This is a genomic window from Providencia huaxiensis (assembly GCF_002843235.3).
Taxonomy (GTDB): domain Bacteria; phylum Pseudomonadota; class Gammaproteobacteria; order Enterobacterales; family Enterobacteriaceae; genus Providencia; species Providencia huaxiensis.
Genome location: NZ_CP031123.2, coordinates 4,274,256 through 4,297,547, shown reverse-complemented (window position 1 = coordinate 4,297,547; position 23,292 = coordinate 4,274,256). Strand labels below are relative to the sequence as shown.

The following is a 23,292-nucleotide window of genomic DNA, read 5'->3' as shown; positions in this document are numbered from 1 at the left end:
CTTTTACTTTGGCTCAATAAAGGCAATTTAAAAATAACTGACAAGAATACCAATGAACAAAATTAAGCCAACAAAGTTATTATTCATAAAAGCTTTAAAGCAAGGCGCACGTTCACGATTAGCCATTAATTGCTGCTGATAGATAAATAGACCCGCTACGAGCACCAATGAAATATAATAAAGAGTACCTAAACCCGCCAGTGAGCCTATCACCAATAAGAAGCCAACCATCAGGAATTGCAGTAACCCAATAATTAATTTGTCATACTGCCCGAATAAAATAGCGGTTGATTTCACACCAATTTTTAAATCATCATCACGGTCTACCATCGCATACTGAGTATCGTAGATCACAGACCAAATAATATTAACTAAAAACAGTAACCAACAAACAACAGGTAAAGTTTCGCCAACAGCAGAGAAAGACATTGGGATTGACCAACCAAAAGCCGCGCCTAATACCACTTGAGGTAAGTTACTGACCCTCTTAACAAAGGGATAAACCCATGCCAAGGCCAAACCGGCAACTGACAACCAAATAGTCATTGAATTGAGTGTTAAAACCAGCAGGAAAGAAAGGCCAACAAGGCTTGCAAACAATATTTTTGCTTCTTTTTCTGTCACGTCACCACTCGGGAGAGGGCGGTGTTTAGTCCGCTCTACGTGGCCATCAAAATGGCGGTCAGCAAAGTCATTAATGACACAGCCAGCGGCACGCATAAAAAATACGCCAGCAGTAAAGACAATTAAAAGATGTAAACTTGGCGTACCTTGAGCCGCAATCCATAATGCCCAATACGTCGGCCACAGTAGCAACAGTGAACCAATGGGTCTATCAATACGCATTAAACGGCTGTATGCATGCCATTTACTTAGCGTCATACTTCCCTCCACTTTGTCGTGCTCCTTTTCGAATTCCATCATACTTCAAATTGGGTATATTTTAATACCACCAAACTCTACAACTTACTGATTTATATTTGTTGGCATAGTGTCATTGCAGAGACCTGAAAATTCAAAATACTTAGGATAGTTAACGATATGCAGGTGATTCAGGTAAAAATATTTCTGTTAATAATAAGGGTTTATCCGATAACCTTAACCGAGAACAACGCACCCAACGATTTGCGCAAGAACCAATATGGATATAATCTCGAGTTAAACTATCGCGGCTAAATAAATAACGTCCTAATGGCATTCTCCCAATATCCACCAATTGCTGGTCATCATCGGTCAGTGTCTCTTCAGGGATTACAGTTCGGCCCAGTAACCAAGGGATACCATCACCATACATGACAACTTCTCTGACCCAATAGCGCTGGCTTTTAGGTAAAGACTGCACTTCATCTGCACTCAGCTTATCTTGCGATACATAGCACTCTAAATAAGGTATCACGGTCACTTGCTGGCTATGCTGCTCAAAACGCTTTGTCATTGAGCCAAGCTCTAATAGCCAATCTAATATATTAGCAGGCACTATTTTATCGTTTTTATCGTTCTCCGCCAGCCAATGAATCGGCTGAGAAGTAAAAAGCGTTTCATCCATTACTTAAAATTCCACCATGAATAACATGGTTATGATTTACTGTATTTCTTACGCAATAGGATATCACGTTGTTTTACGACAAGGTTAAAGTTAGCTAAAAATTTATATAAAAAGTCACATTTTCAACACAAAATGTAAAAATATAGTGAAAAATATTTTAATTACTAGCGAGTTATCGATAATAATAAAATTTATTAATATCATAATAAATTTTATTTAATTGCTTGAAAAACGAACAATTTAACAATAGTCAGTTGAACAATATAAGGCAGGAGCTCCCTACCTTATATTGAAGTATTTAAATAATACGTTGTTAACTTATCGCCAAGCTTTATAGCTGTTAATCAGACCATTGGTCGAACTATCATGGCTACTCACCGTATCACTATTTTCTAATTCAGGCAGAATACGGCTTGCGAGCTGTTTGCCTAATTCCACACCCCATTGGTCGAAAGTGAAAATGTTTAAAATCGCCCCTTGGGTGAAAATTTTGTGCTCATACATCGCAATCAATGCACCTAACGAATAAGGTGTGATTGATTTCAATAAGATGGAGTTAGTTGGGCGGTTACCTTCAAACACCTTATAAGGCGCAACATATTCCATATCTGCGACATTCTTCCCTTGCGCAGCAAACTCGGCATCAACCACTTCACGAGTTTTACCAAATGCTAATGCTTCCGTTTGCGCAAAGAAATTAGATAATAATTTTTCGTGATGATCCCCTAACGGGTTATGGGTTACCGCAGGTGCGATAAAATCACATGGGATCATCTTCGTTCCTTGGTGGATCAACTGATAAAACGCATGTTGACCGTTGGTTCCCGGCTCCCCCCAAATAATCGGGCCTGTTTGATAAGTAACAGGTTTTCCATCACGATCAATATATTTACCGTTCGATTCCATATTGCCTTGTTGGAAGTAAGCGGCAAAACGATGCATGTATTGGTCGTATGGCAGAATCGCTTCAGTTTCCGCTTCAAAAAAATTGTTGTACCAAATGCCAATCAAACCTAACAACACAGGGATGTTCTTTTCTAGCGGCGTTTGGGTAAAATGTTTATCCATCGCATGGGCACCGTTCAATAATTGAACGAAATTATCAAAGCCGACCGATAAAATAATGGATAAACCAATCGCTGACCATAATGAATAACGGCCACCAACCCAATCCCAAAATTCAAACATATTGTTGGTATCAATACCAAACTTCGCGACTTCTTCGCCATTTGTGGAAAGTGCCACAAAATGCTTAGCCACTTGGCTTTCATCTTTTGCCGCAGCCAAGAACCAATCGCGAGCAGAATGCGCATTAGTCATGGTTTCTTGGGTTGTAAAGGTTTTTGACGCAATTAAAAACAGGGTTGTTTCTGGGTTCAGCTTTTTCAGTGTTTCCGCAATTTGCGTACCATCCACGTTCGATACAAAGTGCATGTTTAGATGGTTCTTGTATGGACGCAGTGCTTCTGTCACCATGAATGGACCAAGGTCTGAACCACCAATACCGATGTTCACCACATCCGTAATCGCTTTACCGGTATAACCTTTCCAATCACCACTAATAATGCGCTGGCTAAATTGCTGCATTTTATCCAATACCGCGTTCACTTCTGGCATGACATCTTTGCCATCAACATAAATAGGCGTGTTATCACGGTTACGCAAAGCGGTATGTAGTACTGCACGGTCTTCAGTACGGTTAATTTTCTCACCTTGGAACATACTGTTAATAGCGCTTTCTAGCTCTGTTTCTTTTGCTAAAGCCAATAAATGTTCCAATGTTTCTTGAGTAATTCTATTTTTGGAGAAATCCACTAAGATTTGACCATCGAACGTCGCCGAAAAATGAGTAAAGCGGTCTTTATCCTGTGCAAACAAATCACGCATATGGACATTTTTCATTTGCGCAAAATGTTGCTCTAGCGCCCGCCATGCAGCCGTTTGGCTTGGATTAATACTTCTCATGGATAACACTCTCCAAATAATTTTAAATAGAAATAGATTGTACCCCGTCACGAAAACGAGACTTATCGGTTTTCTGCGTTATATTGATATTCCCCAATTCTGCCGCACTTTTCCAGACTTAATTGCCCCTTTTATTGAAATACGCACTTTCTAGACCAATGAGCATACAAAAGTATGTGATTCAGCTAGCTGAACGCTAATCAACACCCATACAGCTTGAAGTATGGCGAGTATATACCCTAAATAATTCAAGTTGCATGTAGGCGACAAGCGAAGATAGACCGATGAGCATACAAAAGTATGTGATTCGGTTATCTGAGCGCAGTCAACACCCATGCAGCTTGAAGTATGACGAGTATGACGGGTACATTGAGAAAAGCGATAATAAATTACCTATCATTAGAATTACTGATTTCCTTCGATTCCTGATTGACGCCATCCTATTTACCCGATAAATCTATATAAAGATTAGGTTTAACCAAAGGGATTGACACCATGAATATCGCAGCGTCTTCAGCAGACAACCATCAGTATGTTATCGCCAAATTTGGCGGTACCAGCGTTGCTAACTTTGAAGCAATGAATAACAGCGCCAATATCGTACTTTCCAACCCAAATGTACGAGTTGTGGTACTTTCAGCTTCTGCTGGCATTACCAATTTATTAATCGAGCTGGCCGAAGGCTGCGATGCAGATAAACGCAATGAACTACTGAAAAAAGTGAAGGATATTCAATACTCAATTATTGATAACCTACAAACTGCTGATGTTATTCGTGAAGAAATCAATCGCTTACTCGATAATATTGCTCATTTAGCTGATTCGGCTGCTTTAGCCACTTCTGACGCATTAACCGATGAAATGGTGAGTCACGGCGAATTAATGTCAACCTTGCTATTTGTTGAAGTACTACGCCAACGCAACGCTAACTCCCAATGGTTTGATGTACGCAAAGTAATGAGAACCAATGACAGCTTTGGCCGTGCTGAACCAGAACTTGCTCAGCTAAAAGCATTGTCAGAGCAGCAACTCATGCCACGCCTTGCCGAGTCAGTTGTGATCACCCAAGGGTTTATTGGCCGTGATGAAAAAGGCCGCACAACAACTCTTGGTCGTGGTGGAAGTGACTACACCGCTGCCCTGTTAGCCGAGGTTCTTAATTTATCACGTGTCGATATTTGGACTGATGTTCCTGGAATTTACACCACTGACCCTCGCGTCGTACCGAGTGCCCAACGCATTGATGAAATTGCTTTCGATGAAGCGGCTGAAATGGCGACCTTTGGCGCAAAAATTTTGCATCCTGCGACACTCCTTCCTGCAGTACGCGCAGGGATCCCTGTTTTTGTTGGTTCAAGTAAAGCGCCCGAAGCTGGCGGCACCATTGTGTGTGATAAAACCACTAATCCACCGCAATTTAGGGCATTAGCACTGCGCCGTAAACAAACGCTACTCACCTTGCACAGCCTAAAAATGCTGCACGCACGCGGTTTCTTAGCGGAAATTTTCACCATTTTACTGCGCCACAATATTTCAGTGGATTTAATTACGACTTCAGAAGTCAGTGTGGCACTAACCTTAGACACAACAGGCTCAACAGGAACTAACGGCAGTTTACTCACCAATGCGCTAATGACTGAGTTATCCGCATTATGTCGTGTCGAAGTGGAAGAGGATTTAGCGCTCGTCGCAATCATTGGTAATGAGCTGTCGCAAGTGAATGGCCTAGGAAGACAAATTTTTGGCGCACTTGAGTCATTCAATATTCGCATGATCAGCTATGGCGCGAGTAGCCACAATATTTGTTTATTGGTACCCGGAAATGATGCTGAAGAGATTGTTCGTACCTTGCACAGTAATTTATTTGAATAGTGTGGAAGTTTGATCAAAATACCAGAAGGCGATCGTGACGATCGCCTTCTATATTATGCAGTTAATCCCCTCCAGCCTGTTTGCTGGGTTGTGTAACATTGCTGGTGTATTGCAGCATCTTGCCCGTCACACCGTTATTCTGTTTTAAAAGCGCCAAGTTCCCTTTTGCAGTTTCATTACCGAGTTCTACTGCTCGTTCAAACCACATTACCGAACGGAAAATATTTTTTTCACCGCCCTCGCCTCGTGCATACATCACCGCAAGGTTATTTTGAGCATCGCTATTCTTTTTAAATGCCGCTTTTTCCAGCAATTGCCGTGCTCTGTGTGTGTTTTTCGCCACACCTGTTCCCGTTAAATAAAAGATAGCTAACTGGTTTTGAGCCTCAATGCTATTTTCTTGAGCAATCAGCAACCAACTCAAAATGTCATTCACATCAACATTTTTCAGCTCTCCAGACACATACAGTTCTGCTAACTTAATTTGAGCCTCTTTACCATCACTGTTGGCGAGTGATATATACCACTCAACAGCCTTTTTGGGGTCTTTTTTAACCCCGCCTAACCCTTTTTCATAGAATTCAGCTACCTTCATTCCTGCATCTTGGGATTCATTTTGTGCAGCACGTTCATACCAGATAAAGGCTTCAGCAAGGTCTTTGCCAACGCCATTGCCTTGTTCATAGGCTTTCGCAATCGCCAATTGAGCCGCAATATTGTTCTGTTGCGCCGCGCGTTTATACCAGTACATTGCTTGGTAGCTATTTTTTTCTATTGCGCTATGGCCTTCTTGATAAAAGTCCCCCATATTTACTTGCGCTGTTGCAGAGCCCATATTGGCGGCTTGGCGATATAAGTAAATCGCCATTTCATCATCCAGTTCTACGCCTTCACCATTTTCATACATCACCGCTAAGTTATTCACTGCGGCTGCAATATTATTGCCCGCACTTCTTTCATACCACTCACGCGCCTTTTGGTAGTCAATACCACCACCTAAACCATCATGATAAAATAGCCCCATGGCAAACTGTGCGTTAGCGTGTTCTTGCTCTGCGGCTTCTGCATACCATGCTTTCGCTTGCTTTAAATTTTGCTCAACACCAATACCATGTTCATATAAGTAACCCATCGCATATTGGCAATAAGCATCGCCTTTTTCGGCACCTCGGCGATACCACTTTTCCGCTTGTTGGTATTTTTCCTGATTTTGCAGCAACATCCCTAAATAATAGTCTCCATCCGTATTATCTCGGTCAGCCACTTTTTTAAACCAGCGGTAAGCCTCTTTCTCATTGACCGCTAGAAATTCAGTCCCATCCATATAAGCAAGCCCAACATCTACCATCGCCTCTTCATCACCAGCATTCGCTAGCTTTAATTTGGCTTTGAACTCATCAGGCATAGGCGTACTTTTAGGCTGTGCCTGTAGCGTATCCGGTTTATTTTTCGTCGAAGGCGCTTCAACGATATTGCCAGCTTGCGCAAGGGAAATACCGCTAACATAGAGAACTAACAGAAAAGAACGTAATTTCATCACCATGACCCATTTATTGGCGTTATGTCATTAACATATCATTCCAATAAAAAATTCATAAGGGATGTTGGCTGAAAAAGTAGAATTACAAAGGAATTATTCAGAAAACGGAGGAGACGCCAGTTTCTTGCTGAAACTTTTGTCTCCTTAATAAGCTACAGTTCTTAATTAACGCGGTAACCACCGTGTTTGCTGGCAAATAAATTAAATTTACCCCACTCAATTAGCAGAGCTTCCAATGTGCGATAGCTAATCTTACACAGCTCAGAGATCTGAGAAACCACAAAGTGGTTTTCGCTAACCAGCTCTGGTGAAAAGACTTCGGCAATCCATTCACACTCTTTCGTAGTCACCAGCCAACCATCATTGGTCGAAAATTTATGCACGGGTACCATACCGTCTTTAGGGCTTTCTTGGGATAACAGCTTATTTTCATCGAGTTGGGCTTGATGAAAAGCCGTGATTTCCTCCTCTGAAGGGATAGGTTCCACCGCTAAATTTTCTTCTAAAAACAGATAAATCTCTTCTGCTCTCGCAGGCGTTAGCTCACTTCTTAACCAAATCTGATTAAAACAGTGCTCACCCAGTGAATCATCGGTATCAAGCTTGTCCATGATCTGTAACACACTCATCATGGCACTCACCGCATCTTCACTCATCATAAAGGTTTCAGGCGCCGCGCTGTTTTGGATCTGATAAGGAAAAACTGCCGAGCGTGGCAGTTCTTCTTCAATAATAAATTCATAGCTCATCATTGGACCCCTCTAATGTATTACCTATAAGATGGTGCCGAATACATGAAAAATCAATATATTGATCTTGTTTTAATCTTCAGGATCATAAGCTAAGTTTGGCGCTAACCAACGTTCTAACTCTGTCACTGACATCCCTTTGCGTTTTGCGTAATCCTCAATTTGGTCTTTTTGTAGCTGAGCTACCGCAAAATATTTACTTTCTGGATGACTAAAATACCAGCCTGACACTGAGGCGCCTGGCCACATCGCATAAGAACTGGTGAGCTGCATACCAATTTTTGCTTCCACATCAAGTAACTGCCAAATTTTTGCCTTTTCTGTATGCTCAGGGCAAGCCGGGTACCCCGGTGCAGGACGGGTTCCTTGGTAATTTTCACGAATAAGCTCTTCATTACTCAAGTTTTCATCAGCCGCATAACCCCAATAACGCATACGGACTTGTTGGTGTAGATATTCAGCAAACGCTTCCGCTAGTCTATCCGCCAGCGCTTTAACCATGATTTTATTATAATCATCATGCTGTTGTTCATATTCATCAGCAAGCGCATCTTCTTCTAAGCCCCCAGTCACAGCGAAAGCCCCAATATAGTCAGCTTTACCGCTATCCTTTGGCGCGACAAAGTCAGATAAACAATAGTTTGGAAATTCCGTTTTTAAGGTTTGTTGGCGTAAATTCAGCCCCATCACTTGCACCTGGTTTCGCGACTCATCGGTATAAATTTCCACATCATCCCCAACCCGGTTTGCAGGGAATAAGCCAAAAATACCTTTTGGTGTTAATAAGCCGTCTTTATCTAGCTTATCTAACATATTATTAGCGTCTTTCAATAGCTTACGAGCTTCAGAACCCACCACTTCATCTTCTAAAATTCGCGGATATTTACCTGCTAAAGACCATGTCATAAAAAATGGCGTCCAGTCTATATAGCCTCTCAAGGTTGAAATAGGTGCTGTGACTTCTTGAATACCAAGGAATTTTGGTACCGGAGGTTGGTAATTTTGCCAATCAATCTTCACTGCATTCGCTCGCGCCACATCCAATGCTACAGGGGGGGTTTTTGGCCTTCTACGGCCATGTTGCTGACGAACGGTTTCATATTCACGGCGAGTTCGCGCCACAAAATCTGCTTTTTGTGTTTCTGATAATAATGCAGCCACCACTCCCACGGTGCGTGAAGCATTTTGCACATAAGTCGTTGGCCCACTATAGTTCTGCTCAATTTTTACAGCGGTATGTGCCTTTGATGTTGTTGCTCCACCTATCAATAATGGCAAGGTAAACCCTTGTCTTTCCATCTCTTTTGCCACATGCACCATTTCATCAAGCGATGGCGTGATCAACCCAGACAAACCAATGATATCAACGTTCTCTTCACGTGCTGTTTTTAGAATAGTTTCACACGGAACCATCACACCTAAGTCAATGATTTCATAGTTATTACATTGCAATACAACCCCAACAATATTTTTACCAATATCATGAACATCGCCTTTTACGGTAGCAAGCAAGATTTTTCCTGCACTACTACCTGATTGCTTAAGCTCTTGAATATAGGGTTCTAAATAGGCTACAGCTTGTTTCATCACCCGAGCAGATTTCACCACTTGAGGTAAGAACATTTTGCCTTCCCCAAATAGGTCACCAACCACATTCATACCGTTCATTAAAGGGCCTTCAATCACTTCGATTGGGCTGGAAGCACGTTGGCGAGTTTCTTCCGTATCTTCAATGATAAATTCGGTAATCCCTTTCACTAGTGCATACTCAAGGCGCTTTTCCACTTCCCAACTACGCCATTCTGCTTGTTGAACTTGTTGCTCTCCAGCCCCTGCTCCACGGTATTTTTCCGCCAGCTCAAGTAAGCGTTCAGTGCTGTCATCACGGCGGTTTAAAATCACATCTTCAACAGCATCTTTTAATTCCGCGGGTAAATCATCATAGATGGCAAGCTGCCCTGCATTAACGATCCCCATATCCATTCCATTACGAATGGCGTAATACAAGAAAACAGCATGAATTGCTTCACGGACAGGGTCGTTCCCTCTAAATGAAAAGGAGACGTTGGAAACCCCACCAGAAATCATCGCATGAGGTAACTGAGCCTTGATATCCTTACAGACTTCAATAAAATCAACTGCATAGTTATTATGCTCTTCGATTCCGGTGGCTACGGCAAAAATATTCGGGTCAAAAATGATATCTTCAGGTGGGAAGCCCACCTCTTCGGTAAGGATCTGATAAGCACGGCGGCAAATTTCAATTTTCCGCTCACGTGTATCTGCTTGGCCAACTTCATCAAATGCCATGACGACCACGGCAGCACCATATTTACGCAATAATTTAGCGTGCTCAATAAACGCCTCAACCCCCTCTTTCATTGAGATTGAGTTAACTATCCCCTTACCTTGTATACACTTAAGCCCCGCCTCGATCACTTCCCATTTTGAGGAGTCAATCATAATCGGCACGCGTGCAATATCTGGCTCGCCAGCAATTAGATTCAAGAAACGTACCATCGCTGCATGGGAGTCCAGCATTCCTTCATCCATATTGATGTCGATGATTTGTGCGCCATTTTCAACTTGCTGACGCGCTACATCTAAGGCTTCTTGGTAATTTTCTTCTTTAATCAGCCGCTTAAATTTTGCCGAACCAGTCACGTTGGTTCTTTCCCCAACGTTCACAAATAATGATTTTTCGCCAATATTTAGTGGTTCTAAACCGGATAAGCGGCATTCAACAGGGAGTGACGGTAATTGACGTGGCGTGATGCCTTTTACTGCTTCTGCCATTTTTTTGATATGTAATGGCGTCGTTCCACAACATCCACCAACAATATTCAAGAACCCTGCGGTTGCCCATTCATGAATTTGTTCAGCCATATTTTGTGCATCAAGGTCATACTCTCCAAACGCATTTGGTAGCCCCGCATTAGGGTGCGCGCTAACATAACATTCAGCAATCCTCGATAATTCAGAAATGTACTGACGAAGTTCATCAGGGCCTAATGCACAGTTCAAGCCAAATGATATCGGCTGCGCATGGCGCAATGAGTTATAAAATGCTTCTGTTGTTTGTCCTGATAATGTACGGCCAGAGGCATCCGTGATCGTACCCGAGATCATAATTGGCAGAGAAACACCCAAAGCTTCCAGTTCGGTTTCTACCGCAAAGATCGCGGCTTTCGCATTCAATGTGTCAAAAATGGTTTCGATCATGATCAGATCCACACCGCCTTTCACTAAGGATCGTGTAGATTCGCGATAAGCTTCAACGAGTTGATCAAAGGTAATATTGCGATAAGCCGGATCATTTACATCAGGAGAAATAGACGCGGTACGGTTTGTCGGGCCTAATACGCCAGCGACATAACGCGGCTTTTCAGGGGCTCTATGTGTCCACTCGTCGGCACACTCACGGGCAAGGCGCGCAGCAACTTCGTTAATTTCAGCGGAAAGCGATTCCATTTTATAATCAGCCATCGCAATGGATGTTGAGTTAAAGGTATTGGTTTCAACAATATCCGCCCCAGCTTCAAAATATTGAGAATGAATATCACGAATGATATCTGGTTGAGTTAAGACTAATAGGTCGTTATTTCCCTTTAGATCACTCGGCCAATCCGCAAATCGTTCACCGCGAAACTGGGCTTCCGACAACTTATGTTGTTGGATCATTGTTCCCATTGCACCATCTAATACCAATATACGTTTTTTTAATTCTTGTTCTAATTGATTAACTTTTGCGGACACTGCACTGCCCTCCTGAAATGGAACACTGAGAAATAAGTCAAATTTTTACTTTTAACATCCTATCACAACTTCTCATGCGAAAATTCGCTGTTATGATGAGAGTTTTTCAAGGTTGCACAAGAGCACACTTTTCACTGATCCGATGAGTATTTTCAGGTGAAATAGTTCATAATAGAAGCAAAATGACAGTCAGGAGAGACTTAATGGCAACGGCACCAATTACTAAGAAACTTAAAAAAGCAAAAGGGCCGGCGAGTGGCGCAGCTGCAGCAGGACAAGTACAGTCATTAAGTCGTGGCTTAACACTGTTGGAATATATTTCCGAATCAACAGGGGGGATCGCCCTCACAGACCTTGCGATGCAAGCTGGCTTACCAAACTCAACAACACACCGCCTATTAATGACATTAGAACAACATGGTTTTGTTCGTCAAACGGGTGATTTAGGCCTATGGGTTATTGCTTCTCATGCTTTTATCATTGGTAGTAGCTTCTTAGAAAGTCGCAATTTATTAGCCCTTGTTCACCCGATACTGCGCCGCTTAATGGATGAATCAGGGGAAACCGTCAACTTAGCGATCCTAGACCATACCGAGTACGATGCCGTTATTGTTGACCAAGTACAATGTAATGCGCTAATGAGAATGTCAGCACCGATCGGTGGAAAACTGCCATTACACGCCTCGGGGGCAGGTAAAGCATTCATTGCTAACTTACCGGAAGATAAACTAATTCCACTTTTAAGCCGTAAAGGTTTACATGCTTATACGCCTTATACATTAACTAACCCATCAGCCTTAAAAGAGAATTTACAACAGGCTAAAAAACAAGGCTTTTCTTATGATGACGAAGAGCATGCTTTAGGGTTACGCTGTATTGGAGCTTGTATTTATGATGAGCACAAAGACGCTTTTGCAGCCATTTCTATTTCAGGCCCATTATCTCGTATCACCGATGACCGCATTACTGAATTAGGCGCCATGGTTATCAAAGCTGCAAAAGAAATAAGCCATGAATATGGCGCAAACCGCTAACCAAACAGTAAAAGTGAAATACGAAACAACTTGTATTTCACTTTGAATCAACCTAATAGAGCATTTTCACTTCCTGCTAGTCGCCTTGCTGATTTGTCGAAACATTAGGCAACTGCGAGGTCTTCTCAAATAACTTAAATTTTTGCATATCACGATACTTTTCAATGAGTGCCAACGCGATAGCCTCTGTTTCAGCGTCCGCTTGTCCTTCAATATCCCGCGGGCGGAAATGCAATTGGAAAGCACGTAATATTTTTTTCGTCTGTGGATCTAACTTACCTGATAACGGAATTGTTGAGTAACCATAATAATTAAGCGCTTTTTGAACGCGTAGCACGTTTGCAGGCTCATTGGCATTACGCCCCGCTAGAAATTTAGTCACTGTGTTAGGGTCTGGCCAAGCGCCTATTCCATTTTGAGCAAGACGTTGCCATGGAAATGCCTTACCCGGATCTTGCTTGCGCAGTGGAGCAATATCACTGTGGCCAATAATATTCTCTGGGGGAATATTATACCGCTGCATAATATCTTTGACGAGAGGGATCAAGGCAACAATTTGCGCTTCATTATAAGGGGCCCAATGCAGTTTTCCTTTTACATCCTTTTGCAATCCTGCATTGACGATTTCAATTCCAATAGAAGTATCATTCAGACCATTATGCTGTCGCCAATAGCTTTCACCTGCATGCCATGATTTTAACGATTCAGGAACGAGCTGTAACACAACAGGCAGACCATTTTTAGTTTCAGGTACACTCGGAACAAGGTAATGGGAACTCACTTTGCCTTGTGTTAGCAGAGTTATAGAATGCGCATCATCAGAGACTGTATAGTGAATAATGATATATTGAATACGTTGACTACTATTTTTTGATGGGTAACGGTTATCAAGATAGTAACCGTTGTTCGAAGCCGAACAGCCTAATAGCAAAAAGGCAAATAATATCCCTATATACTTGAACATCGAACCATAACCTTCATCTATTATTCATTAAGCTTTATTTAAGCATTGTGTCGTCAGCAATACTATCAATTTTCATGCATCAACAGCACTGCGACGCCTTTTATTCATAAGAATATAGATAAGAGACAATAAAATAAATCTTTAAATACATCATGTTAAAACCTTTTTAGCTCATATTAGAAACAAAAAAGGCTTTAATATTTACTAGAACGGTCTCCTTACCTAAAATGGTAGGAAACATTGGAAGAAACAGAGATAAACTCCAGAAAACTTGTCATTATGAACACTAATAAATTCACTTTAAAAATAAAAAAACATGAAATTGATTATTCTTATTTCTATAATTTAATTCCAAATTATTTTCAATTTTAAATACTTACCATAAAATTTATTTTTCTAGCGTTCTGAAAAATTAATCATCTAGTTCCCTATACGTATAAGTGACACCCCATTCTTATACTAAAAACCTTTAAAGAAAATAAATTATTTATAATAATTTCATAAATAGAAAATAAAAAGCATTTTACTTTGGTTACCACTAACTCATTTTTTCATATTCAACCTGCTTAGCAATAATTTTAGTAATTTCATTAATATCGATGTCTAAAAAAATCACAATTTCAATCAGTTTATCTAAACTCAACTTATTAATACCTAACTCATATCGTGATACTTGCTGTTGACTCAAATGAATAATTTCGCCTAACTCATTCCCTGATAATCCTTTACTTACTCTAGCCTTACGTAAATGATTACCTAATAATGCATAAACATTTTTATTTTTAGCGATATGCATAACCATCTCCTAAATTTAAATAAGACAAATAATTTAGCTAGTATTACTCATTATAAAATTAATTATCACCTTTTAAAATAGTTATGAACAATCAAAGATGGCAAGAACAATAGGTAAACATCATCTTTATATACAAAAAAAAGAGACCCCAGTCATATTTACAAAGTAATCCATTGCTTTATAAAAGTTTTTCTCTTTTTGGTATAAAATAATATTTATATATATTTTTTTTGATCAAATCGATATTTTAATATATTTTTACATTTTAAATGTAACTAGCAATGATTAGCAACCAATAAAAACAATTGTATAATTTTCATTATTAAACTATTTTATTGCATGTATTGATTTTATTTTATGTATTGATTTTATGCATACATAAACTTGAGTTTACTTATTTTTTATATCAAAAATAAATAGACTAATTATCTGATTTAGGTCTAAAAACAACAATACCAGACTTTCCTTTTAAATAATCACTCAATTCAATATCAATGACCTGAAGATTTCCACGTAGTGAAGAAGCATTTCTAAATATTGTCTTGTTCCCCCTACGTATTACAACCCCCACATGGCTGACATCTAACCCATTATCCTTTGAATAAATACCAATGTAATCCCCTGCATTCAACCTCAACACCAAGTCATCATCTACATATTCTGTTGGAATATAGGTTATTAACCTATTTTTAACCGGCAATCCCGATATATACATCTGATTATGGTTTTTAAAATTAAGTCGTTTATTTACCTTAACTGCATGTGAACTTATTTCATTGGTAATATCGACCACAATTGCTTCAGGTTCTTGTGCCCAATCAGAAAAAAAATGCCGACGATGTTTAAATGTAATATTTTGACTGATATAACGAATATTGATTAAATTTAAAACAAACTGTTCATAGTTTTTAGAACGCTTAAAAGCTTCGGTGTACTCTATAAATGTCATACAGTCCATTTCTTTCAAATTAATGACTAATTCTTCGGCTGATAACGGACTCATATTCAATGTTTGCTTATTATAAGGCGTCGTTAAAAAACGTTGAGTCATTGCATCAATTTTGTCTGCTTGTGACGCATTATGTAATTGCATTGCTGCTTGCTCATTAAAAACTTCATTTAAGACTTTATATGAGCCCGAAACTAAAATCACTTCAGCCCTTACAAAATTTGCCAATAGCAATATACATGCCGCTATAGCTAGCCTTAACATTCTTGCGCTCTTCTCATTGATACGACCTAACCTTCTGTAATTATCTAATTGAATTTGATGATAAAATCATCAATAAAGCCACTATAGCATGCTTATTTGTCTATTTTCTACCCTGTCCATACCATAATATAAATTTGATTCAGATCACAGATAGCTTCGAATATTCATTTTCCATATTGCAACGCCTCCATTTTCATTGAACAATGTTACCGGTAACATTGATGCTATAGTACTCGAGCAAATAACGATAGGTACACCCCAAATTGACTTGCAGTTTGATTCATCATTTTACTGCGCTATGGAGCAATTATCATGAGCATGACCACCTCTAAAGTGACAAATCCTTCGGTGATCAATAAAGAACTTGATCGCATCACTCAACGTATCATTTCTCGTTCCGTGAAAACTCGAGCCGCTTACCTCAAGAAAATAGAGCAGGCTCGTAGTATGACTGTCCATCGAGCATCATTAGCTTGTGGTAACCTTGCCCATGGTTTTGCAGCCTGTCAAAGCGAAGAAAAACAAATTCTTAAAAGCATGACTCGCTCTGATATTGCTATCATCAATTCCTACAATGATATGCTTTCAGCGCATCGTCCATACGATAAGTATCCAGAGCAACTCAAAAAAGCATTATTAGAAGCCGGCTCGATTGGCCAAGTCGCTGCAGGTGTTCCCGCAATGTGCGATGGTGTAACCCAAGGTCAAGATGGGATGGAGTTATCGATGTTAAGTCGAGATGTCATTGCCATGTCAACCGCCATTGGTCTATCCCACAATATGTTTGATGGCGCACTCTATTTAGGCATTTGCGACAAAATTGTTCCTGGTTTAATGCTTGGTGCACTTTCATTCGGCCACCTTCCCGCAATATTTGTTCCAGCAGGCCCAATGGCTACGGGTTTACCAAATAAAGAAAAAGTTCGCATTCGCCAGCTGTATGCTGAAGGCAAGGTTGATAGACTCGCTTTATTAGAGGCTGAGGCTGCGTCTTACCATGGGATAGGTACCTGTACTTTCTATGGTACGGCTAACTCAAATCAAATGATGATGGAAGTGATGGGGTTACATCTACCCGGTGCGTCATTTGTACCGCCCGATTCTCCACTACGAGATGCATTAACAGAAGCCGCCGCACGACAAATTACACGTTTAACTGAGCAGTCAGGCCAGTATTTACCTATTGGTCAACTGGTTGACGAAAAAGTGATTGTTAACGGTATCGTCGCATTACTCGCGACGGGAGGCTCAACTAACTTAACCATGCATCTTGTGGCTATAGCAAGAGCCGCAGGGATCATTATCAATTGGGATGATTTTTCTGATATTTCTGCCATTGTTCCACTCATTTGCCGTATCTATCCTAATGGCCAAGCAGATATCAACCAATTCCAAGCTGCGGGTGGTGTAGCTTTACTTATCCGCCAGCTATTACAAAAAGGTTTATTGCACAACGATGTCCATACCGTCGCAGGATTTGGTCTAACAAATTACACCTTGGAGCCTTGGTTAAACAATGGCCAACTTGCATGGCGAGAAGGACCAGAGTCCTCATTCAATCTGGATGTTATTGCTGATATAGACCGCCCTTTCTCTCCTCATGGAGGCACAAAATTACTGTCTGGTAATTTAGGACGCGCAGTGATGAAAACATCAGCTGTTCCTGAAGAAAATCAAATTATTGAGGCTCCAGCAGTCGTATTTAACAATCAAAATGAGATTGCCGCACACTTTGAAGCAGGTGAACTCAATAAAGATTGTATCATCGTTGTCCGCTTCCAAGGGCCATCTGCAAATGGCATGCCTGAACTTCATAAGCTAATGCCGCCTCTTGGTGTACTTATGGATAAAGGCTACAAAGTCGCACTCGTTACTGATGGCCGCTTATCTGGAGCGTCTGGCAAAGTACCCTCCGCAATTCATGTCACGCCTGAAGCTTACAATGGTGGACTGTTAGCAAAAGTAAAAAATGGCGATATTATTAGGGTAAATGCATTGACCGGAGAACTACAATTACTGGTTGAAGAAGAAGAACTCAATAAACGCCAACCCTTTGAGGCTGATTTAACTGCTGAGCGTAGTGGTTGTGGAAGGGAACTTTTCGGTGCATTAAGAAGACACTTATCAGGTGCCGAAGAAGGCGCTTGTAGCATTGATTTTTAATCTATTTTCATTGAATAGGAATAGAAAATGAATAATTGGAAAATGACCGCTGAAAGCGTATTAAAACAAGGCCCTGTCGTCCCTGTTATTGTTATTAAAAAATTAGAACAAGCGGTTCCTCTTGCAAAAGCATTAGTCAAAGGTGGTGTTAACGTTTTAGAAGTCACTTTACGCACTGAATGTGCTATTGATGCTATTCGCCTCATTGCGAAAGAAGTACCTGAAGCGATTATTGGCGCAGGCACTGTTATCAATGCAAAACAACTTGCTGAAGTCACTGAAGCTGGAGCACAATTTGCAATCAGCCCCGGCTTGACGGATGAATTGCTCAATGCCGCCACTAAAGGAAATATTCCTTTAATTCCAGGTATTTCAACCGTTTCTGAACTTATGCTTGGTATGCAATATGGCTTGAAAGCGTTTAAATTTTTTCCAGCAGAAGCCAACGGTGGGGTTAAAGCGTTAAAAGCCATTGCCGGCCCTTTCTCACAAGTCAAATTTTGTCCAACGGGTGGAATATCGCTAGCTAATTACCTTAGCTATTTAGAATTAGATAGTGTTCTGTGCATTGGTGGTTCTTGGCTCGTTCCTGAAGAAGCACTGAATTCAGGTAATTACGAAAAAATTACCCAACTTGCACAAGAGGCTGTACAAGGCGCCAAAAGATAGTGCGCCAAAAGATAGTGCCCCGAAAAACGGCTCAGTCACTTGCTGGGTCGTTTTTGTCCCTCTTTAATTAATACGATTAAAATTATGCAACCTCATTGAGTTTATGACAAAAACGTAATTCCTCACGATAAGCATAAACATCTTCTACGTACCCCGCCAAAATCCTATTTTGTAACTTTTGCCAATAATCTGCGGAAAATAAATCTGCATGATATTGTTGCAAGTAATGACGAATTTTCTCATTTTGGCAAATAAAAGAAGCAAACTCTTCAGGAAAAACATCTTGCTCACCAATGCTATACCATGGCTCACTCGATAACTCTTGCTCAGGGTATAATGGCTCAGGAATTTTACGAAAATTCACCTCTGTCATATAACAGATTTCATCATAATCATAAAAGACAACACGGCCATGACGCGTTACGCCAAAATTTTTAAACAACATATCTCCGGGGAAAATATTTGCAGCCGCTAATTGCTTAATCGCCAAACCATATTCATTCAATGAATGATGTAATTGCGCATCAGTGGCATTATCCATATAGATATTCAATGGGATCATCTTTCTTTCCATATACAGATGACGAATCAATATGTTATCGCCTAAATCTTCAATTTGAGATGGAGCTTCTTTCAATAACTCCGTCATTAGTTCATCGCTGATAGCAGATTTGCTAATCACAAAATTTTCAAACTCTTGGGTGTCAGCCATGCGACCAACTCTATCGTGCTCTTTAACCAAACGATAGCATTCTAAAACCCGTTCTCGTGTCACCTGTTTTTGTGGGGCAAATTGGTCCTTAATAATTTTAAAAACACGGTCGAACGAAGGCGATGTAAAGACTAACATCACCATTCCTTTCACGCCTGGAGCGACAGTAAATTGCTCTCGTGAAAAATTAATATAGGCGAGATACTCTCTGTAATACTCTGTTTTTCCATGTTTTTGACAGCCAATTGCCATATATAATTCAGCAATTGACTTACTGGGTAAAATCTCCCTCAACCAAAAAACCAGAGCTGCTGGAAAAGGGGCATACACCATAAAATAGGACCGAGCAAAACCAAACACAATACTGGCTTCATCAAACTCAGTTAAACAGGTATCGATATAAATGTACTGACAATCATCATGATGAATAGGGAGTAAGAATGGATAAACCTCATCATTAATATAAATTTTACCGACCAACCAAGCTGCCTTATTACGATAAAATAGCTCATTTGCGATATGGAAGCTGACTTTTTGGTTTTCAATATCGGGAAATCTTGTTTCCAATACATTGATAATACAATGAATATCGAAATCCAGATTCCGCCACTTTAGCCTTAGTGGTAATCCACTTAACATTGTAAACAATAATCCCTCTAAATTATTATTAACAACATATTCGCGAGATAACGGCCTAGGCGAAATAGAAAAGCGCCTCGCAGGCTGAGACGTAAAAATAAATAGGTTATCTTGTGTCAGCTCCCGATGCTGAAATAGCCGACAATAAACGGAATTAAAAAAGCTTTCTGCTATTTCAAACCTTGGGTAATCCGGTAATAAGGTTTTATAAATATTTTTTATTTGTGCCAATTTATCAGGGGTTAAAGATTGCACTAACCCCATAAACTGTAGCTGAGCGACAACTAAGCCAACATGATGGTCATACAATTGAATTCGTCTTTTCATCGCATGCTGAATGGCATGCCAATCTGCCTGTTCAAACCTTTCTTGTGCGCCTGAGGTTATTTCAAGGAAGCGGCCATATTGCGCATCAAAACCCTGTAAAATGGTTTGCGCTATTATCTGTTCTGTCGTCAATATCATAACCACTCCTATAAGAATACAGACTCACTTTGAATAAAAAACAGGCACTAAACGTGCCTGAAAAATTAACAGATATAGCTAACCAATAAAGACACCAGAAACACCGATTGAAAGGAAAATAATCTAACTAAAATTGCTCTTCTTCAGTTGAACCAGTTAAAGCCGTTACTGATGAAGCCCCACCTTGAATAACGGTTGTCACTTTATCAAAATAGCCGGTTCCTACCTCTTGCTGATGTGAAGAGAAGGTATAACCTTTATTCATTGCAGCAAACTCACATTCTTGAACTTTTTCAACATAATGTTTCATGCCCTCACCTTGTGCATAAGAGTGAGCCAAATCAAACATGTTGAACCACATGCTGTGAATACCTGCTAACGTAATGAATTGGAAGCGATAGCCCATCGCTGAAAGTTCGTCTTGGAAACGCGCGATCGTGCTGTCATCTAAATTCTTTTTCCAATTGAAAGATGGAGAACAGTTATAAGCCAATAGCTTACCTGGATATTTAGCATGAATAGCCTCAGCGAACTGTCTTGCTGCTTCAAGGTCAGGTTTTGACGTTTCGCACCAAACAAGATCTGCATATGGTGCATAAGCGAGCCCGCGGCTAATCGCTTGCTCAATTCCTGCTTTAGTACGGAAAAAACCTTCAGAGGTGCGTTCCCCAGTAACAAATGCCGCATCATAATCATCGCAGTCAGATGTTAAAAGGTCTGCTGCATCGGCATCCGTTCTAGCAACCAAAATAGTTGGTACACCTGAAACATCCGCCGCTAAACGAGCTGCAACCAGTTTTTGAATCGCTTCTTGAGTAGGAACAAGAACTTTCCCACCCATATGACCGCATTTTTTAACCGCGGCTAATTGGTCTTCAAAATGGACAGCTGCGGCCCCCGCTTCTATCATATTTTTCATGAGTTCGAAGGCATTTAATACACCACCAAAACCCGCCTCCGCATCTGCGACAATAGGTAAAAAATAATCAATATACTCTTTGTTGTCAGGGCCAATACCATTCGCCCACTGAATTTGGTCTGCACGACGAAATGTATTATTAATTTTCTTAACTACTGATGGCACTGAATCAACAGGGTAAAGTGATTGGTCTGGATACATACTCGATGACGTATTTGCATCCGCAGCAACCTGCCAACCTGATAAATAAATAGCTTCAATACCTGCTTTCGCTTGTTGTAGCGCTTGCCCACCCGTTAAAGCGCCCAGTGCATTTACATAGCCTTTCTTTGAACCACCATGTAACTGATCCCAAAAACGCTCTGCACCTTTGCGCGCTAAAGAGTGTTCAATATTCACAGAACCACGTAATTTCACCACTTCTTCGGCTGTATATGGGCGAGTAATGCCTTTCCAACGTGGTTTTTTCCACTCATTTTCTAATTCGGCAATTTGTTCTAAGCGCGATGTTGTCATGATCCACTTCCTTTATAAGAATATGTAGGGTTTATCGAATTTTTTATTTACTATGCTTAATCTAATAATTGGTATCCGGGGATAGTTAGGAATTCTATAAGTTCATCCTGTGTTGTAATGCGCCTCATCAGTTCTGCAGCCTCACGAAAACGACCGCTTTGAAAACGCTTATCACCAAGTTCTTTTTGAATAACTTGTAATTCCTCATCCAGCATTTCTTCAAATAAAGCCTTAGTGACTTTCTCACCGGTGGACAATGTTTTACCGTGACGGATCCACTGCCAAATTGAAGTCCGTGAAATTTCTGCTGTCGCAGCATCTTCCATCAAACCATAGATGGGTACACAGCCATTCCCTGAGATCCATGCTTCAATGTATTGAACCGCAACACGAATATTAGCTCGCATGCCTGCTTCTGTTCGCTCACCGGCACAAGGCTCTAATAGCTGGTCAGCCAAGATTTCTTCGTCGAAATCACGGGATACATGTAGCTGGTTTTGCTGCCCACCAAGAGCTTGATTAAACACGCTCATAACGGTATCCGCTAAGCCCGGATGTGCAATCCAAGAGCCATCGTGCCCATTTTTCGCTTCTAACTCTTTGTCTGCTTTTACTTTCGCTAAAATAGTTTCATTTTCTTGAGGATCTTTACTCGGTATAAAAGCAGACATTCCCCCCATCGCAAATGCACCACGGCGATGACACGTTTTAATTAATAAGCGCGAATAAGCACTTAAAAATGATTGTGTCATTGTGACAACTTGGCGGTCTGGCAAGACGCGATCTGCGTGCTCCTTCAGAGTTTTGATATAACTAAATATGTAGTCCCAGCGCCCGCAATTCAGCCCCACGATATGGTGGCGCATGTGGTACAAGATTTCATCCATTTGGAATACTGCGGGTAATGTTTCAATCAGTACGGTTGCTTTGATCGTGCCCCGAGGTATCCCCACCAAATCTTCAGCCATACTAAAGACATCGCTCCACCATTTTGCTTCCTCCCAAGATTCAAGTTTTGGGATGTAAAAATAAGGGCCACTCCCTTTTTTTAATAACGCTTGATAGTTATTAAAGAAGTAAATAGCGAAATCAAATAGGCCACCAGGGATCGGCTTCTCTCCTGATAAAACGTGTTTTTCATCTAAATGAAGGCCACGAACACGAGCAATCAAAACAGCAGGATTAGATTTTAATTGGTAGACCTTTCCACTTTCATTGGTATAAGAAATATCACCACGAATCGCATCCCCTAAGTTGACTTGACCATCGATCAATTTTTCCCATGAAGGAGACAGAGAATCCTCAAAATCCGCCATAAATACTTTCACATTAGCATTCAAAGCATTAATCACCATTTTACGCTCGACCGGACCAGTAATTTCGACACGGCGATCTTGCAAATCTGCTGGGATACTTTGAATCTTCCAATTCGATTTTTTTATGGAATCAAATTCCGAAATAAAATTAGGCAAAGAGCCAGCATCGATCTTTTGCTGTCTGAGCACCCTATCTTTTAATAATCTCTCTCTACGAGGAAGAAACTCTTCAACTAACTTAGAAAGAAATACAATAGAATCAATAGATAAAACTTGATTTTCTAGCTGTTCAATATTCTTTGTGAATGTTAATTCCGATACAGGTAGTTGCTGCTCCATCGACCAATCCCTCATTCATCGTTGACTATGAATTAAGCATAAGATCAAAACAAAAATAAATCAAAAACGATTTCCATTTTATTAAAATAAACATGTAACTTATTAATAATAATATATTT

Annotated in this window: 16 protein-coding genes; 4 read left to right on the top strand and 12 right to left on the bottom strand. The window is 40.5% G+C overall.

Annotated features, from left to right (window positions below):
- Positions 1-27: 27 nt before the first annotated feature.
- The 3 genes from ubiA to pgi form a co-directional block, all read right to left on the bottom strand.
- Positions 28-882 (bottom strand): 4-hydroxybenzoate octaprenyltransferase, encoded by an 855-nt coding sequence (gene ubiA / locus CYG50_RS21585; RefSeq protein WP_102140221.1) that lies wholly within the window; start codon positions 880-882, stop codon positions 28-30.
- Positions 883-1,033: 151 nt separating this feature from the next.
- Complete coding sequence (gene ubiC / locus CYG50_RS21580; RefSeq protein WP_102140220.1) at positions 1,034-1,546, bottom strand: chorismate lyase; 513 nt, start codon at positions 1,544-1,546, stop codon at positions 1,034-1,036.
- 318 nt (positions 1,547-1,864) lie between these two features.
- Entirely contained in the window at positions 1,865-3,511 is a 1,647-nt protein-coding gene (pgi, locus tag CYG50_RS21575) for a glucose-6-phosphate isomerase (RefSeq protein ID WP_102140219.1), read from the bottom strand.
- A 495-nt stretch (positions 3,512-4,006) separates the two neighbouring features.
- Here pgi and lysC point away from each other — a divergent pair, with 495 nt between their 5' ends.
- Complete coding sequence (gene lysC, locus CYG50_RS21570) at positions 4,007-5,383, top strand: lysine-sensitive aspartokinase 3 (protein WP_102140218.1); 1,377 nt, start codon at positions 4,007-4,009, stop codon at positions 5,381-5,383.
- Between the two features lie 61 nt (positions 5,384-5,444).
- Here lysC and CYG50_RS21565 read toward each other — a convergent pair whose 3' ends face one another.
- From CYG50_RS21565 to metH, 3 genes are all read right to left on the bottom strand, one after another.
- Positions 5,445-6,920 carry an SEL1-like repeat protein gene (locus CYG50_RS21565; protein WP_102140217.1) on the bottom strand — a complete coding sequence of 492 codons (1,476 nt, stop codon included), beginning with the start codon at positions 6,918-6,920 and terminating at the stop codon, positions 5,445-5,447.
- A 164-nt stretch (positions 6,921-7,084) separates the two neighbouring features.
- Positions 7,085-7,672, bottom strand: a complete 588-nt coding sequence (locus tag CYG50_RS21560; RefSeq protein ID WP_102140216.1) for a hypothetical protein — start codon at positions 7,670-7,672, stop codon at positions 7,085-7,087.
- A 72-nt stretch (positions 7,673-7,744) separates the two neighbouring features.
- The gene (metH, locus tag CYG50_RS21555) at positions 7,745-11,428 is read right to left on the bottom strand and encodes a methionine synthase (protein WP_102140215.1); all 3,684 of its coding nucleotides are present in this window, start codon (positions 11,426-11,428) and stop codon (positions 7,745-7,747) included.
- A gap of 203 nt (positions 11,429-11,631) precedes the next feature.
- On the opposite strand from metH, the gene iclR reads away from it, so the two are divergent.
- Entirely contained in the window at positions 11,632-12,462 is an 831-nt protein-coding gene (iclR, locus tag CYG50_RS21550) for a glyoxylate bypass operon transcriptional repressor IclR (RefSeq protein ID WP_102140214.1), read from the top strand.
- A 76-nt stretch (positions 12,463-12,538) separates the two neighbouring features.
- On the opposite strand, the gene CYG50_RS21545 is transcribed toward iclR, so the two are convergent.
- The 3 genes from CYG50_RS21545 to CYG50_RS21535 form a co-directional block, all read right to left on the bottom strand.
- On the bottom strand, positions 12,539-13,426 hold the full coding sequence (locus tag CYG50_RS21545; protein ID WP_102140213.1) for an N-acetylmuramoyl-L-alanine amidase: 888 nt from the start codon (positions 13,424-13,426) through the stop codon (positions 12,539-12,541).
- Between the two features lie 538 nt (positions 13,427-13,964).
- Positions 13,965-14,222 carry a helix-turn-helix domain-containing protein gene (locus CYG50_RS21540; RefSeq protein ID WP_232368222.1) on the bottom strand — a complete coding sequence of 86 codons (258 nt, stop codon included), beginning with the start codon at positions 14,220-14,222 and terminating at the stop codon, positions 13,965-13,967.
- A 421-nt stretch (positions 14,223-14,643) separates the two neighbouring features.
- A complete protein-coding gene (locus CYG50_RS21535; protein WP_102140212.1) occupies positions 14,644-15,435 on the bottom strand; it encodes an N-acetylmuramoyl-L-alanine amidase-like domain-containing protein in 792 nt (263 codons plus the stop codon).
- A gap of 318 nt (positions 15,436-15,753) precedes the next feature.
- Here CYG50_RS21535 and edd point away from each other — a divergent pair, with 318 nt between their 5' ends.
- Complete coding sequence (edd, locus tag CYG50_RS21530; protein ID WP_375373128.1) at positions 15,754-17,598, top strand: phosphogluconate dehydratase; 1,845 nt, start codon at positions 15,754-15,756, stop codon at positions 17,596-17,598.
- Positions 17,599-17,625: 27 nt separating this feature from the next.
- Positions 17,626-18,267: a bifunctional 4-hydroxy-2-oxoglutarate aldolase/2-dehydro-3-deoxy-phosphogluconate aldolase gene (locus tag CYG50_RS21525; RefSeq protein WP_102140211.1), complete on the top strand. Its 642-nt coding sequence runs from the start codon at positions 17,626-17,628 to the stop codon at positions 18,265-18,267.
- An 82-nt stretch (positions 18,268-18,349) separates the two neighbouring features.
- Here the strand turns inward: CYG50_RS21525 and aceK are convergent, their stop codons facing one another.
- The 3 genes from aceK to aceB all read right to left on the bottom strand — a co-directional run bounded on the left by aceK (position 18,350) and on the right by aceB (position 23,173).
- Entirely contained in the window at positions 18,350-20,083 is a 1,734-nt protein-coding gene (aceK, locus tag CYG50_RS21520; protein ID WP_102140210.1) for a bifunctional isocitrate dehydrogenase kinase/phosphatase, read from the bottom strand.
- 127 nt (positions 20,084-20,210) lie between these two features.
- Positions 20,211-21,518, bottom strand: a complete 1,308-nt coding sequence (gene aceA / locus CYG50_RS21515) for an isocitrate lyase (RefSeq protein WP_102140209.1) — start codon at positions 21,516-21,518, stop codon at positions 20,211-20,213.
- A gap of 56 nt (positions 21,519-21,574) precedes the next feature.
- Complete coding sequence (aceB, locus tag CYG50_RS21510; RefSeq protein ID WP_102140208.1) at positions 21,575-23,173, bottom strand: malate synthase A; 1,599 nt, start codon at positions 23,171-23,173, stop codon at positions 21,575-21,577.
- Positions 23,174-23,292 lie beyond the last annotated feature (119 nt).

Excerpts from the sequence above, each read along its gene's own strand:
- CYG50_RS21560 (WP_102140216.1), bottom strand. The coding sequence starts at position 7,672 with ATGAGCTATGAATTTATTATTGAAGAAGAACTGCCACGCTCGGCAGTT.
- pgi (WP_102140219.1), bottom strand. The coding sequence starts at position 3,511 with ATGAGAAGTATTAATCCAAGCCAAACGGCTGCATGGCGGGCGCTAGAG.
- lysC (WP_102140218.1), top strand. The coding sequence starts at position 4,007 with ATGAATATCGCAGCGTCTTCAGCAGACAACCATCAGTATGTTATCGCC.
- CYG50_RS21535 (WP_102140212.1), bottom strand. The coding sequence starts at position 15,435 with ATGTTAAGGCTAGCTATAGCGGCATGTATATTGCTATTGGCAAATTTT.
- CYG50_RS21545 (WP_102140213.1), bottom strand. The coding sequence starts at position 13,426 with ATGTTCAAGTATATAGGGATATTATTTGCCTTTTTGCTATTAGGCTGT.
- ubiC (WP_102140220.1), bottom strand. The coding sequence starts at position 1,546 with ATGGATGAAACGCTTTTTACTTCTCAGCCGATTCATTGGCTGGCGGAG.
- CYG50_RS21525 (WP_102140211.1), top strand. The coding sequence starts at position 17,626 with ATGAATAATTGGAAAATGACCGCTGAAAGCGTATTAAAACAAGGCCCT.
- CYG50_RS21565 (WP_102140217.1), bottom strand. The coding sequence starts at position 6,920 with ATGAAATTACGTTCTTTTCTGTTAGTTCTCTATGTTAGCGGTATTTCC.
- aceK (WP_102140210.1), bottom strand. The coding sequence starts at position 20,083 with ATGATATTGACGACAGAACAGATAATAGCGCAAACCATTTTACAGGGT.
- ubiA (WP_102140221.1), bottom strand. The coding sequence starts at position 882 with ATGACGCTAAGTAAATGGCATGCATACAGCCGTTTAATGCGTATTGAT.
- aceA (WP_102140209.1), bottom strand. The coding sequence starts at position 21,518 with ATGACAACATCGCGCTTAGAACAAATTGCCGAATTAGAAAATGAGTGG.
- iclR (WP_102140214.1), top strand. The coding sequence starts at position 11,632 with ATGGCAACGGCACCAATTACTAAGAAACTTAAAAAAGCAAAAGGGCCG.
- edd (WP_375373128.1), top strand. The coding sequence starts at position 15,754 with ATGACCACCTCTAAAGTGACAAATCCTTCGGTGATCAATAAAGAACTT.
- aceB (WP_102140208.1), bottom strand. The coding sequence starts at position 23,173 with ATGGAGCAGCAACTACCTGTATCGGAATTAACATTCACAAAGAATATT.
- CYG50_RS21540 (WP_232368222.1), bottom strand. The coding sequence starts at position 14,222 with ATGCATATCGCTAAAAATAAAAATGTTTATGCATTATTAGGTAATCAT.